The 14,421-nt window shown below is 70.8% G+C and carries 6 protein-coding genes; all 6 read right to left on the bottom strand.

Features of this window, described 5'->3' with window-relative positions:
- Positions 1 to 7: 7 nt before the first annotated feature.
- The 6 genes from CA237_RS16525 to drmD are packed head-to-tail and all read right to left on the bottom strand — an operon-like array spanning position 8 to position 14,388.
- Positions 8 to 532 (bottom strand): type I-E CRISPR-associated protein Cse2/CasB, encoded by a 525-nt coding sequence (locus CA237_RS16525; RefSeq protein ID WP_066689732.1) that lies wholly within the window; start codon positions 530 to 532, stop codon positions 8 to 10.
- Positions 522 to 2,012 (bottom strand): hypothetical protein, encoded by a 1,491-nt coding sequence (locus CA237_RS16520; protein WP_066689731.1) that lies wholly within the window; start codon positions 2,010 to 2,012, stop codon positions 522 to 524. Before CA237_RS16520 ends, CA237_RS16525 begins: the two co-directional genes overlap by 11 nt.
- A gap of 58 nt (positions 2,013 to 2,070) precedes the next feature.
- On the bottom strand, positions 2,071 to 3,930 hold the full coding sequence (locus CA237_RS16515) for a DUF1998 domain-containing protein (protein WP_066689730.1): 1,860 nt from the start codon (positions 3,928 to 3,930) through the stop codon (positions 2,071 to 2,073).
- A complete protein-coding gene (drmA, locus tag CA237_RS16510) occupies positions 3,927 to 7,373 on the bottom strand; it encodes a DISARM system helicase DrmA (RefSeq protein ID WP_066689729.1) in 3,447 nt (1,148 codons plus the stop codon). Before drmA ends, CA237_RS16515 begins: the two co-directional genes overlap by 4 nt.
- On the bottom strand, positions 7,370 to 11,197 hold the full coding sequence (locus CA237_RS16505; RefSeq protein ID WP_241215525.1) for a DNA methyltransferase: 3,828 nt from the start codon (positions 11,195 to 11,197) through the stop codon (positions 7,370 to 7,372). The genes drmA and CA237_RS16505 overlap by 4 nt, the downstream gene beginning before the upstream one ends.
- Entirely contained in the window at positions 11,194 to 14,388 is a 3,195-nt protein-coding gene (gene drmD / locus CA237_RS16500; protein WP_066689728.1) for a DISARM system SNF2-like helicase DrmD, read from the bottom strand. Before drmD ends, CA237_RS16505 begins: the two co-directional genes overlap by 4 nt.
- Between the last annotated feature and the right edge of the window lie 33 nt (positions 14,389 to 14,421).

Genomic DNA, 14,421 nt, shown 5'->3' with positions numbered 1-14,421 from the left:
AATCCCCTCAGTTCGATTTGGCCTGCGCGGCGTAATAATGCCGCGCCATGCGCAGCCGGGCGGCGTCCGATTTGACCGGATCGCCGCCCAGCAGGTGATAGATGTCCCACAAGTTCACCGGTTGCCGCTCCCGCGACAGGATGCGGACGGCCAGCGCCAGTTGGTCGCCCAGCGCCTCCCCCCGGCTGGCGAGCAGGCGCAGCAGGCGTTTTTCGGAAAAGCTCGCCTCGAACAGCGCGGCACCGACGCCGCGCCGTTCGTCATGCGCGTAGAGTGCGGCGGTGCCCGACAGCAGCCCGGCGAAATGGCCGATCAGGCGCAAGCGGGTCCAGTCGTCCTTGATCCGCGACTGCGGGACCTCCGCGCGCAGCAGCGTCTTGATTGCGACGGCATCGGCGGCGGGCGATTTGGTCAGCTCCATCCGGCGCAGCGCGGCGCGGTCGCCGCTCGACATGCCCTTCATCTGGCGCGAGATCGACGTCATCCAGTCGTCCGGTGGGGCCATGTTCGCGGTGGCGGGATTACTCGCCATGTTCGGCCTCCTCGACCCATTTCTTCATTTCATAATGCAGCAGCGATCCGGCGCGGGCGCGTGCCGGGACCCGGCGGACTTCGGTGCCCGGCGCGGCTTCGGCGGCGATGTCGAAAATGTCGCCGGCGAGATCGCGCAGCGTCTCGCGCCATGCCATGCGGTGATTGTCGTCGGTCGCGGCGACCTCTTCCCAAAAGGGGGCATTGAAGAAGATGCCGTCGACCGCTTCGTTGAAGCGGTTCATCCAGCGTTCGATCTTCTTCTTGGCGCCGTCATCGTCCAGCCGCGCCTTGTCCGGCCCGCCCTGTACCAGCGAGATCAGCGCGCGGCTGAGGCGACGGCTGGCCTGAAAGCCTTCCTCCGCCCGCTTGCCCGCAACCTCGCCGATGCGGTCGAGGGGCAGGCGGCGGCCATCGGCGTCGCGCAGCGCGCCCGGCGTGCGGATGGTGCGGCGGTGCAGCCCTTCGGTCTTGCCCTGTCCGCGCACCAGCGCGGCGGCGACGATAGCGAGACCTTCGCGGTCGTCGGCGGGGTCGGGTTTGGCGAGATGGGGCAGGGTGATCTTCTTGGCGTCGAGCAGCGTCGCCATCTGGCGATAGCCGAAGCCCGCGCCGGTCGGCGTGTGGCTGGTCGATCCGTCCGCCTTCATCGGTGCCCAGGGGTCGCGCGTGTTGCCCTTCAGGTCGGAGGCGGCGACGCGGGCGCATTTCGATCCGGCGGCGAGCGCTTCGATCGCGTCGCCGCTGCGTCGCAGCCGGATGCGGCGGCAGATTTCGACATAGAGTTCGTCGAGCTTGCCGTAATCGAGCGAGAGCGTGCCGTCCCAGGGCACGGTCCACAGCAGCATCGTGCCGGTGCGTCGGTCGGGCCGGGCGCGGGCATCGGCGACGAGGCGTTCGACATCGCGCCGGAATGCGCGGGCGGCACCACCGGTCGGGCGGATGCCGAGGCTCATGCGGCTGGCGAAGCCGCCGTTCATGCGCGAGATGCCGTAATTGCCGGCGCCGAGGAACCCTTCGGTCGTCTGCAGCGTGACGAGGGCGAACAGCCAGTCCTCGTCGCTCGCCGCGACCATCCGTTCCTGTTTCAGGTCGTGGTTCTTGGCGGTGACGAGCATGTCGAGCGCGTCGGGGGTGGGGATGCGGTTCTTGTACGCCGCCCGGTCGGTGGGCTGAACGGTCGGCGGCTGGAGCAGGGCGGGCTTCGACCAGTCGTCGACGACGAGGTCCCATGCCTCCGGCTGGTCGGGAGTGAGGGCGAGCAGCAGGTCGCGCCATGCCGCTTCGGTGGCGGGAAACGTATCGGTGCCGGCATGGGTCAGCGCGAGGGCGGCGACCTGTACGGTGAAGGCGTGCCACGGCTCGCGCTGGTGGGGGCGGAGCGCGGGGAAGCTCCATGCCTGTCCGCCCGCGAGCGCGGCGAAGGCGGCGAACAGGCTGCCGCGATGCGTGTCGCCTTGTTCGTCCCGCCAACCGATCATCTGCCCCTCCGCCGGGGACAAGGGAGCCGGATCGGGGGCTTGCGTCAAGGCTTTACGATCAGTCACGGAACAGCGCCGTTTCGGCCGTCAGGACGGTGGGGGCGGTGAGCGCGCGGTCGAGATAGAGGTTGCGGGCTTCGCACGAGGTTTCGGCGACCAGCAGGCAGCTGTGGCAGGCGGCACCGCTCAGCGCGCGTTCGTCGCTATGGTGGTCGGGGTCGTGCTCGGCGCAGATCGGGTCGCCCGAGCATAGCGCCAGCCGGTCGAGCGCGCGTTCGGCGATGGCGCCGAGGCGGGGGAGGACGGCGACGAGGCCGCCCAGCGTCCCCTGCGCGCCGGTCGAGGCGGTGTAGAGCAGCAGGCCGTAGCGTGGGCCGTCTTCTTCGAGCACGGCGTAGAGGCGCTCTTTCAGCGCGGTGGCGGGGTAGCCGCAGTCGAGCGCGATCTCGTTCATCAGCGCGTGGGAGAAGCCGTGCATCGCGTAATAGGCGAGGTTCGGGAAGCGCAGCTTGTCGCCATAGGCCTGTCCCTGGCGCCAGCGTTCCCAGCCGCTCCACAAGGCTTCGTGACGGGCGGTGACGGTGGGGCGGGCGAGCCAGGCGGCGATGGCTTCGGGGTCAAAGCGCAGGAAGATGCCTTCGCCCAGCTGTTCGACGGCGGGGAGCCAGTCGAGGTCGTGGGCGAGGGCGGCGCCTTCGACCGCGACGTGCAGTTCCTCGAGGTCGCCGTCGATCGCGGTCGGGGCGGCTTCGAAGCGGGTGAAGCCATAGAGGCAGGCAACCTCGCGCAACCGGTGCACCGCGACGACCGAGGCGATCGGGGCGAGGCGCGGGCGGTCGCCGTCCCATGCATCGCGCGGCAGGGTGCGGGCGTGGAGGCGGGCGTCGGGGGCGTCGGTGCCGATCTCCGCGAGGCCGGAGGCGAGGAGGTCGAATTCGGCGACCTTGGGTGCCTTGGCGAGGGTCTGGTGGCCCGTCGCGCGCAGTTGCGCTACGCGGGCGACGATTTCGGTGTCGCTCCATCCCTCCAGCGCCGCTCGGAGCGACGGGTTGGCGCGGCGGGCGAGGGTCATTTCGGCTTCGGTCGTGACCCAGTCGATCGCGTCCATCTGCCCCTCGACCAGCCGGGTCAGTTCGTCCTCGGCGGCGGGGAGCGAGATGACGGTCAGCACCTGCGGGAAATAGGCGTTGGTCGCGGTACGGGTGAGGAAGCGGAGATTTTCGCCGCATTCCGCATCGTCCTTGTTCAGCCATGGCCGTCGTCCGCGACATTTGCCGAAGCGTCCATCGGCCTGGGCATCGCGCAGCGACAGCGATGCGCCGCAGCCGCAGGTGATGCGGGTCGAGGCGGGATCGCCCGAGGTGCCGCGCTCCTCCAGCCAGAGCGGCTGCACGCAGCGGCCGGGCTGGTCGACATGGACGGCGTAGGACCAGTCGATGTCCTGCAAATGCCCCTTGTGACAGCCCGCGACGAAGCGGATCGGGGTGACGGGTACGCGGCAGCCGTCATCGTCGGTGAAGTCTGCCCGCCCCTTCGGATTGAGGTCCTGCCAGCGGACGAGGCGGCGGCGGCGGATGTCGCCCTTCGTCTCCGCATCGCGCGCGACGAACCATGCGGGGAAGATACGCGCCTCGATCCCCGGCGGCTCGCCCGTACCGCTGCGTCCCTCGTCATCGGCAGGCGGGGTGCGCAGGGTCAGCTGCACGTCGTCGGCGAGCCGCCCGGTCGCCCGCAACAGCGTTTCGAGCACGGCGGTCGCACGCGGTTCGTGGACCGGACGCCAGCTGCCGCGTTCGCGCATGTGCCACAGGTCCAGCCCGCCGATCACGACCGATCGCGTGGGCAGGTCGACCATCGCGCCGGGACCGAAACCGAAGACCAGCTGCGACTGGCGAAGGGTAATGCGCTTGCCGCTCATGCCATGTCTCCTGCGCCGCTGACCCGTTCGCCGTTCGGCCCGCGCGGCTTGACCAGCACGCCGGGTTCGACGTCGCGCATGCTGTAGCCTGCCTGGAACCGCCGGTGGGCGGGCGACAGATTGGACAATGCGGGATCGAGCGGCGGGTGGAGCAGCCGGTGCGGGCGGTCGTCATAGGTGAAGCGCCCGCCGGCCATCGTGCCTTCGTCGGCGAGCATCATCCAGTCGTCGAGCAAGCCATCGACGGTCGCCGCCAGCCGGTCGCGTCCGCCGTCGATGGTTGCGGGCGCGCGCTCGACCAGATGCGCGACCACCGCCGCGCGGGTGTCGGGTGCGTTGGCGAGGGCGGCGACGGCGGCGGAGGGCGTCAACGACGGGTCGAGATGGCGGGCGATGGCGACGACCACGGCGGCGAGCGACCGGTCGAGCGCGCGCGCCGACCATGGCGTCACGCTGGTCGCCTCCACCGCGCGGTAGAAGGTGTCATGGAAATGGGTGAATTGTTCGAAGTGCATGCGGTCGCGCGGGCGATGGACGTTGAGCACGACGGCGACGAGGCCGGGGCGGGCGGGGTTGCGGCCGACGCGGCTGGTCGCCTGAATATATTCCGCCGCCGTCTTGGGTTGGCCCTGCACCAGCATCAGCCCCAGGCGGTCGATGTCGAGGCCGACCGAGATCATGTTGGTCGCCAGCGCCACGTCGACCGGTTCGCCGGTGCCGTCGAAGCGGGTTTCCAGCCGGGCCTTGGCCGCCGCGACCTGATCGGTCGAGACGCGTGAGGTGAGTTCGACCGGTTCCCCCAAGCTGCGGTTGCCGAAGGGGTGGTCGACCGGTTCGATCCGGCGGCGGCGGTCGCCATAGTCGGTCAGGCGCGCGGCGACCTCATCCTCGACGATCCGGCGCGCGCCGCCCAGTTCGCGCAGCGCGTTGAAATAGCAGAGCGCGGTGCGATAGGCGTCGGCGTCCCCTTCGGCATCGGCCAGCCCCTGCGCCGCGCCCAGCAAGGTCACCAGCGTTTGCAGGAACACCAGCTTCGGCCCGCGCCCCGCCGCCGCGATGCCGACATACCAGCGCGCCGGATCGTCGGCGCTTTCGGGCTTGGTCAAGGCGAAGAAGCTGTCGCGGCGGTCGATGCCGGGCGGCGGGAAGATGCGGGTATCGTGGCGGTCGAACAGCGCGCGGATCTGATCGCGGGCGCGACGGACGGTGGCGGTCGACGCGATGATCTTCGGCCGGACGCGCTGTCCGTCGATCCGGCGCGAGGCGAGGCGGTCGATCGCCGCTTCGTAGAGGCCCGCGACGGTGCCCAAGGGGCCGGAGATCAGGTGCAGTTCGTCCTGCACCACGAGGTCGGGGGGCAGGAGCCGGTGGCCGTTGTCGAGCGCGCGGCCCTTCCCCGGTTCGGCGGCGCCGTAGAAGCCGTCCGCATCGGCGCGATCGACATGGCCGAAGAATGCGCCGGCCGCGCCGTTCCATGGCAGCGCGGCGAATTTGTCGACGGTCGCGATCAGGAAGGCGGGCAGGCGGCGATAGATCGCCTCGTCCACCGTCACGATCGGCAGGGGGCGGTCGCCGGTGAACGGGCAGTCATGGTTGACGCAGCGCAGTTCGAGATTGGTCGGCGCGTCGCTGTTCGGCACGCAGCGAAAGCTCTGCGGCGTGAAGGCGGTGTCGCACCACGGACATGCCTTGATCGGGGCGGGGGCGCGGGAGTCGCGGCCGCTGGTATAGGCGCGGACCCGTTTGACGGCGGTGCCTTCGGTCTTGTCGCCCTTGCGCCCCAGCCGGTTGGGGCTGGCGTCCGATCCGACCCATAGCCCGATTTCGATCGGCCAGTCACCAAGCAGCGGGCGGGCGGATGCGTCGCGATAGTCGGGTCCGGTGCGCAGCAGTTCGAGCGCGCAGACGAGCCCGGCGGCGCGGCCCAACTGGTCGAGCGTCAGCAGGCGCAGCGTATAGCGCATGATGACCGCGACGCCGGCACCGAGCAGCCCGCTGGCCCCCAGCCGCCGGAGCGCGATGGTGAAGGCGGCGAGGCCGAGATACGCCTCGGTCTTGCCGCCGCCGGTCGGAAAGAACAGCAGGTCGGCGGTGTCGCGGTCGGGGTGACGCGGATCGGCCATGCCCGACAGGTTGAGCAGGAGGAAGGCGAGCTGGAACGGCCGCCAGGTCGGCTGGGTGTCGGTCGGGCGGCGGGCGCGGGTCGCATCAGCGACCGCGCGGTTGGCGATGGCGAAGGCGCTTCGGACGGTGGCGTCGCGTTCGAGCAACGCGATGCCGGCAGCGATGCGGTCGCATGCTTCGGCCTGATCGGCGATCAGTTGCTGCGCGGTGCGGACCCGTTGGGGTGCGGTAGCGATGTCGGGGGCGGTGGTCGCAGCGTGCTGGTCGGACGACCAGGTGCGATAGGCGGTGACGAGCGGTTGCAGGGCGATGGCCAGTGCCGTGCCGTCGCCGGCGAGGCCGGACAGGGCGTCCATGCCGAAGGTGACGTCGGGGACGGGTGCCGCCACCGTCCGCTCGACCGCTGCGCGCGGCAGATGGGTGGTGTGGACGCTTCGGACCGCGCCATCGGGGTCGGCGACATGGCCGGTGGCGCAGCCGAGGCCGACCGCATAGGCCGCGCTGTCGCGATAGTGCAGGTCGGCAAGCTGGTCGTCCCAATCGTCGCGGGCGATGCGCGACAGGTCGTGCTGCGCGACGAAGCCGGTGGCGCATGTCAGCGTCAGGCGCACCTGATAGGCGTAAGCGAGGTCGCGGTAGCGCGAGGGTGGCTCCAGCCGTTTGTTGACGAGGAAGACCGTCACGACCTGCACGGCGCGCGTCGTGCCATCGGCGCGGCGCAGCGCGAACGGGCGGGCGCGGATGGCGAGTTCGAGCGCGCCGCCGGGGCGGGCGGTAGCGGCCGATCCGACGAGGGGCATACGGGCGATCCCGTCCGCCTCGCGCGGGATGCGCAGCGTTTCGGTGGCGTGGCGGGGCACGCGCCGCCAGCCGACCGGTGCGCCATGCGGTTCGGCCCCGCTTTCCAGCATGTCGGGCGGCAGCGGCGGTTCGGGGGCATAGTCGCCCCAGTCGATCGTGACCGACAGCGTGTCGACCGAGGCATCGACCATGGTCGATAGGCCGATGGTGCCGGGCAGGAAGCGGCGCCGCGCGGCGGGTGTTTCGGGTTCGTCGTGATCGCCTGCCGCACCGCCCGCGCCGAACCCTTCGTCGGGGAGCAGGCCGTCGATCTCGTCCCATTCGGCGTCGGGGGTGTCGCTGTTCTCGGCGGTCAGTTCGCCGGAGGGGGCGATATAGCCCGACAGATACCAGCGCGACGGGCTTTCGCCCGGTGGCAGGCGTTCGGTGGCGAGGTCGGCATCCTCCGCCTCGCTGGGGCCGATCAGGTTGCGCCGGAGCCGCGCGACCAGTTCGTCGCGTACTCGTGCCGCGTTCATGCCATCCGCTCCATTTTCGCGCGTTCCTCGTTCAGTCGCAGCAGCCGGGCCAGCACCGCATCGCGAAACGGCGCGTTCCAGAACAGACGGCCCCGGTAGCGGTGGTCGTCTTCGGTGTCGGGAGCGAGGAAGACCGGCGCGGCCTGCGCGGCAAGGTCGTCCCAGCCATAGGCGGACAGCACCGCGCGATCGATGGCGGCGTGCAGGTCGCGAAGCTCCACGATGTCGGCGTCGGTGTCGGTTGCCCGGTGGAAGCGGTTATAGGTCGGGGTCATGCCCTGATCGCGCGCGATCATCAGTTGCGCGCGGTGGTCGTGGTAGGACTTGCCGGCGGCTTCGAGGGTGGGGTCGGTGTCGAAGGCTGGCGGCAGGGGGAAGGTTTCGAAGCAGTCGGACGGGGTGTAGCGCAGATCGTCCTTCATCGAGGATGCGAAGGCGCGTGCCCAGACTTCGTGGACACGGGATTGCAGCGTGGCGAAGGCGGCCATGGAGTCGAAGGCGAGTACCGACAGGGTGTTACCGAAAAGGCCGTTATTGCCGACGCGGACCAGCGCCCAGTGCGGGGTCGCAGCGCAGCTTGTCACGAACAGACTACTCAGCCTGCGGGTAGCAGCATACAGGCCGGGTCGAGGCGCTTCGTAAAGCCACCAGCGATCGCGCGTGCGCGGATTGCGCACCGTGTCCCGATACGGCTTCACCACGTTCCGAAGCAGCTCGACTGCTTCGGGAAACCTCGTTTCAGCTTCCTCCAACGATAGACCGGTAAGGTCGATGGCGTAGCGGAAGGGACGATGGTGAGGGTCGTTATAAACTTCCTCACCGCCCAAGAAGGAGCGGATGACCGCCCGCGATGCCGGTGCGCGCGCAAGTAGTGCGTGCATGGCGGCGATGGTGTTGTCCGGGCTTGCCGGCTTGTCGTCGCGGAACAGGAAGCCAGGGCCGTAAACCTTTGTGCCTTCGAAAGCCGTGCCTGCATTGGCCTGCAATTTAGTTGGTGATCCATCCAGATCGCCCTCCATCAGATAGGCCGAGATGCGGCGGACCGGGCGGCCGTCGAGGATGGGCGGGGTCGTCGTCGCTCCCTTCGTGACGAAGACCTGTGCGACGACGACCGCCGCTTCGCCTTCCCAGACGTGGCGGCTGACGGCGCGGGTGATGGTGCCGCCGTCGGCGAGGATGCGGGTGAGGCCGGTGTCGCGGGTGTCGCCCTGCCGGATGGTGTTGGTCGCGATCAGGCCAAACGCGCCGCCGATGCGCAACAGGCTGAACGCGCGGCGGAAGAAATGGGCGGCGAGATCGGCATTGCCGTGCGCGCCGTCGTGCAGCGTCTTGAGCCAGTCGGGATAGGCGGCGGCATTGCCCGCCGCGATGGTGTTCTTGCCGGCGAAGGGCGGGTTGCCGATGATCGCGTCGAATCCGGGATTGGGGCGGCTGAAAACGTCCTCGAACGCGAGTTCCCAGTGGAACGCCTCGATCCCGATCGGGGGAGCGCGGAGAGCCGCCTGCCATGTCGCCAGTTGCGCCCAGCTTTCGGGGGTGGGGGCGAGGACGCATTGCTGCACCTCGGCCAGTTTTGCCGCGCGGTCGCGGGTCTTGTTGGCGGCGAAGTAGGACCAGAGTATCGCATCGGCGACGAGATGCGCCCGGGTGAGCGCGGTGGTTGCCGCCCGGTGCCGGCGTTCCTGCGCGGCATAGGGGGCGATCTCCGCCTCCTGCCGCATCAGCCGGCGCAGTTCGGCGGCGGCGTCGATGCCGTCGCGCACGATCGCCTCGACAAAGCCGTGCTGGCGCGAGACGCGGTCCCAGGTCACCGCGACGATCTTTGGATTGGGCAGGCCGACCAGGCTGTCGCCCGAGCGCAGTACCGCGTCGAGAAAGGTGAATTCGTGCGCGCTGGCCAGCGTCTCCAGCCAGAGCGAGAGTTTCGCCAGGTCGATGGCGAGGGGGTTGCGGTCGACGCCGCGCAGGCAGTGCTGCGCCACCAGCCGCTTGGCATGCAGCAGTTCGTCCTCGTCCGCCGGGATGGTCGGGCGCTGCGCGGGCCAGCGGGTCCAGGCGGCGACGAGGCGTTCGCCGAGCTGGCGGCACGCCTCCACCAGGAACGCGCCCGATCCGGCGGCGGGGTCGCAGACCTTCAGGTCGATCACGTCGGCGGGGCCGGCATCGGGACCGATGCGGGCGAAGGCGGGGGCAAGGGCATGGGCGACGATCGGGCCGGTCAGGCTGGGCGGGGTATAGTGGCTGCCGGTGCGGCGGCGTTCCTCGGTCGGTTGCAGGATCGGCGTGCCGGCCGCGACCGGATGGCCGCGCGGCGCGGCGCGGTGGTCGGCGACGGGGGCGAGGGCGGCGGCGAGCGACGTCGCGTCGGTGGCGGTGCGTAGCGCGCGGGAAACTGCGGTCGGCCAGCCGCTGCGGCCGGTGGCGGTCTTCAGCCACTTCTCGCGCTCGCTGGCCGGTGTGGCGGCAAGGGCCGATAGGTCGACCCAAACCGGCACGCGGTTCGCCTTGCCCGCGCGGATCGCCAGCATCGCCGCGGGGGCGCACTCGGCGGTGAAGCCCATCACGGTTTCATAGACCGACCCGATCTGTTCGACGCTGAGCGCGCGATAGTGGAGCCGTTCGCCTTGGTCGATCAGCAGCGCGTCGAGCATGCGCAGCACACAGCCGTCGCCGACCGGCAGCACCGCTTCCGGATCGTCGGGGCTGTCACGGCCGAGCAGGAAGGGGAAGGCGTCCTCGTCGAACAGCTTGCCGCCGCGCGCCTGCATGAATCCCGACGGATCGCCGCGCCCGACCAAGCGGAACAGCGCGATCAGCTGCCCCCAGGCGCCGCGGCGTTCGTCCATTATGTCGGGATAGAGCGCGGCATCGTCGCGCAGCCGCAGGTGGAGCGCGCCCAGCGCATAGCCCTGTTCGTACAGCGTCGCCGCCGCGCCGCCGGGCTGCGAGGGCATCAGCGCGCGATCCTCGGCATAGAGAATGAAGATCAGGCGGAGCAGGACGGTCAGGAGGCCTTCGTAGAGATGCTGCGGCCGGTGTTCGGCGAGCGCGCGGATGCGGGCGGGATCGGCGGCGTCGAGACCGCGCAGCAGTTCGTGCAGCGAGGCGAGCACCTGAACGGCGAGGCGGCTCGATACGTCGGCCTGCGCGGCACGGCTTTCGGCGAGGAGCGCGGGGAGGCGGTGCGAGGGCGGGCCGGTGAAGAGGGCATGGGTATCGAGCAGCAGCTTCAACCCCGCCAGCATGCCGCGCCCGGCGACATCGGACAGGGCGTGGAGCGGCCAGCTCATATGGCCCGACACTTTGCCGCGCGGGGCGACGACGAGGCGCAGGATCGGTTCGACGGTCGCGCCTTCGCGGCGGCCGGTTTCGCGCGACCCAAGGATGACGCCCGCGCCGATGCCGGTTTCGCGCAGGAGGCGTTCGAAGCGTTGCTGCGCCGTCGCCTCCCATCCATCGAGCGTGCCGCGCCGGTCGAGCAGCAGCCCCGGCGCCTCGATCCGCACCAGCAGTTGCGGGGTGCCGTCCGCCGCCAGCACCGCCCAGTCGGGTTCGAGCAGGACGTCGAGTTCGGGGAAGGCGATGCGCAGCGTGTCGGGCAGGGCGGGGCCGCCGGGCGCTCCGGCGACGCGTGCCGCCGGCCAGCCGAGAACGTCGCGGAAGAACGGCCACGGATCGGGTTCGGCCAGCGCCGCTGCCACCCCCGCGCTGTCGGCGGCGTCCTGCGGCGTGACCCATGCGCCGATGCGAGTCAGCGCCGCGGGGGCGACGACCAGCCCGACTGGCTGGAGGTAGCCGATCCAGTCGTGGGGACCGGTGGTCATGCCGTCGGCCAGAGATAGACCAGCCCGATCGGCTCCAGCCGGGTGGCGTGGATGCGGGCGGCGGCGCGGAGGCGTTCGGGTTCGCGGACCAGTTCGTCGTCGAGCCGGGTGGCGGCGCGATCCCAGGAGCGGCGGTCGGCGGCGCGCTGCCGTGCTTCCGCAGGGTCAAGCAGCAGGTCAAGCTGTCCGGTATCGGACCCGCGTTCGCGCAGGATCCGGGCGATGCGCTGTTTGAGCAGCGTCTCCAGCCCCTGCGCCTCGGCAGCGGCGCGGCGGGTGAGGTCCTGCGCGACACGGGCGGCACGGGCGTCGGCGCGTTCGGTCAGCGCGGGGCGGAGGTCGGCGACGTTGCGCGCGGCGTGGGCGGTCGCGATGCGCACGGTGTCGGGGTCGGCGTCGGTCGCGTCGCGCAGCGCGGCCAGCAGTTCGTCCAGCACGCGCGCTTCCGCCTCGCGTCCTTCGGCGAGCGGACGCAACGGGGCGTCGTCGCGCCAGTCGGCGGCGACGCTCAGCACTTCCTCATGCAGCCGGGCTGCATGTTCGCCGTAGAGGGCGAGGCGGCCGAGCAGGACGACACGGGGGCTGGCGGTGGTCGCGGTGCGGATGACGCAGCAACGCTCCAGCCCCTGCCGGAACCCGGCCGACAGGAACCGGCCGAGGAGGCGTCGGACGAGGCGGTGTTCGAGGTGAAGCTGTACAACATCGCCGGCGTCGCGGCCGTCGTGCAGGATCGCGGGCGCGAAGCTGATGCGGCGGACGGCGGCGTCGGGACTGGCGCGCCATTCGCCGGGACGCTCGCCGGGCCGGACGGGGCGTGCGCGCAGTTCGTCGATCAGCGGGGTCCAGCTGGGATCGCCGGCGAGGCGCGGTTCGTCGAGCGCGAAGACGGGCGTTTCGCCGACCGTACCGGGCATGGTCCATGCGCCGCCCGATCGGTTGAGCGCGAGTTCGACCACCGATTGCAGCTCGTCCGGGTCGACGCCGACCCGCGTGCGTGCCTTTTCCAGCGCGCCGGCCAGATCGGCCTGTTCGCGGCGCAGGCGCGCCAGGCGGGCGTCGGCGGTGTCGTCGAGGTCGCGCACAGCGGCGGCGACGCGGGCATCGGCCTCCGCATCGCGGATGCGGGTGGCGAGGTCGCGGGCCCCGTCGCGGTCGATGCCGCTGCGGAAACTCTCGGCGATGCGGTCGCCCAATACCTGTCCGGCGGAGCCGAGCTGGCGCCGGATCGCCTCCGTCTTGCGGACCAGCGCGTCGAGCACGACGTCCTCGGGCCGCTGGGCATAGGTGAAATAGCGGCAGGTGACCGTGTCGGCCGGTTGCAGTTTCCGGTCGATGCGGCCGTTGCGTTGTTCGAGGCGCGACGGGTTCCAGGGCAGGTCGACATGGATCAGGTCGTGGCACTGCGACTGCAGGTTGATGCCTTCGCGCGCGGCGTCGGTGCAGATCAGGATGCGAAGCGGGTTGGTCGGATCGTTGAAGGCGCGCTTGATATCCTCGCGCCGTTCGGTCGAGGTGATGCCGGTGAAGCTGTCGATCCGTTCGGCTTCGTAGGGGTCGGCGGGGTCGGTCAGTACCGAGAGCTGGCGCTGGAGCCAGCGGCGGGTATCCTCATATTCGGTGAACAGGATCAGCCGCCGGTCGCGCCAGCCGCCATCGGCGTCGAGCAGGTTGGCGCGCGCCCAGTCGACGATCCAGCGGACGCGCGCGTCGGGGGCGGTGCGGGCGGTTTCGGCCAGCGCCAGCATCGCGGCGGCATGGGCGCGTTCGGCGGCGAGGCGGGCGGGCGGGGTGTCCCGTGCGCCGGCCAGTGCTTCGGCGCGGGCGCGGGCTTCGTCGCTGCGGTCGAGCAGGTCGAGCGCGGTGTCCTCCTGCGCGGCGAGGTCAGGGGCGTCGGGTTCGGGGTCTTCGACCGGCGTGGTCGCTGCCGCCCCGGCGATGGCGCGGTCGAGGCCGTCAATATGGACCTTCAGCGTGCGGGCGAAGGCGGGGATCGAGGAGAGGAGGCGCTGTTGCAGGCCGACGAAGCCGAGGCGTGCCTGCGCGCGGCGGGCGGGGGGCAGGGTGGCGATCCGCGCCTCGCGCAGGGCGCGATAGTCGGCGAGCATCGCGGCGAGCGCGAGTTCGGGGGCGGTTTCCGGCAGATGGTCGAGGACGATCGGTTCGACCAGGCGTTCGGGGAAGCGTTCGCCGAGTGCGCGCAGGTCGCTTTTGAGGCGGCGGACCATGACCGGTTCGAGGTCTGCGGGCCGCACCGCGACCCCGCGCGTGAAGCGCTGCGGATCAAGCAGTTCGAGCAGGGTGGCGAAGCTGTTCGGGTGGCCGTTATGCGGTGTCGCCGAGAGGAACAGCCGATGTTCGAACCGGTCGGACAGGTCGCGTAAGGATCGGGTGAACTGGCTTTCGATCGCATAGCGCCCGCCACCGGACGGGGCGGCATGATGCGCCTCGTCAAGGATCAGCAGCGAGCGGGCGCGAAAATCCTCCAGCACGTCGCGCAACGGAGCGACATAGGCTTCGTCGCCCAGCAGCCGGTGCGACAGGATGAAGCGCGATCCCGAGCCCCAAGGGTTCGCGCCATAGCCGCGACGGCGGCGCAGCGCTTCGAGATGGCGGGCGTCGATGATGTCGAAGGCGAGGCCGAACTTGCTCTGCAATTCGTCGCGCCACTGGCCGGTCATCGCGGCCGGGGCGAGGACGACGGTATAATCGACGCGGCGGCGCAGCAGCATCTCGCGCAGCACCAGCCCGGCCTCGACCGTCTTGCCCAAGCCCACATCGTCGGCGATCAGCAGGTTGACGCGCGGCAGGCGCAGCGCCTTGCGTAAGGGCAGCAGCTGATAGGGATCGAGCCGGATGCCGGCGCGGAACGGCGCCTGGAACAGGTCGCGTTCGGCCGCGGTCGCGGTGCGCCAGCGGACGGTGCGCAGATAGGCGGAGAAGCTGGCGGCATCGCCGCCGAGCACGCCGCCTTCGCGGCCGAGCGAGGCCCATGCCTCCTCATCGTGCAGCCGCGCGTCGACCTCCGCGCTCCACAGTATGCGGGCATCCTCGCCGCTGGCGTCGTCGTCGATGCAGGCGAGGCGGTGGCCGTCATAGGGGCCGTCGGGCTGCGCCTCGACCATCCACAGCCGCCCGCGCAGCGACACGAACTGGCCGACGCCGGGCTGGGGCGTGCGGATGCTGCTGGCCATGACGGTTCCCCTCTCGGGCGCGAGGGTGGGGGG

Origin of the sequence: Sphingomonas sp. ABOLH (assembly GCF_003951715.1) — a bacterium.
Taxonomy (GTDB): Bacteria; Pseudomonadota; Alphaproteobacteria; order Sphingomonadales; family Sphingomonadaceae; genus Sphingomonas; species Sphingomonas hankookensis_A.
This window is presented reverse-complemented; position numbering and strand designations above follow the sequence as displayed.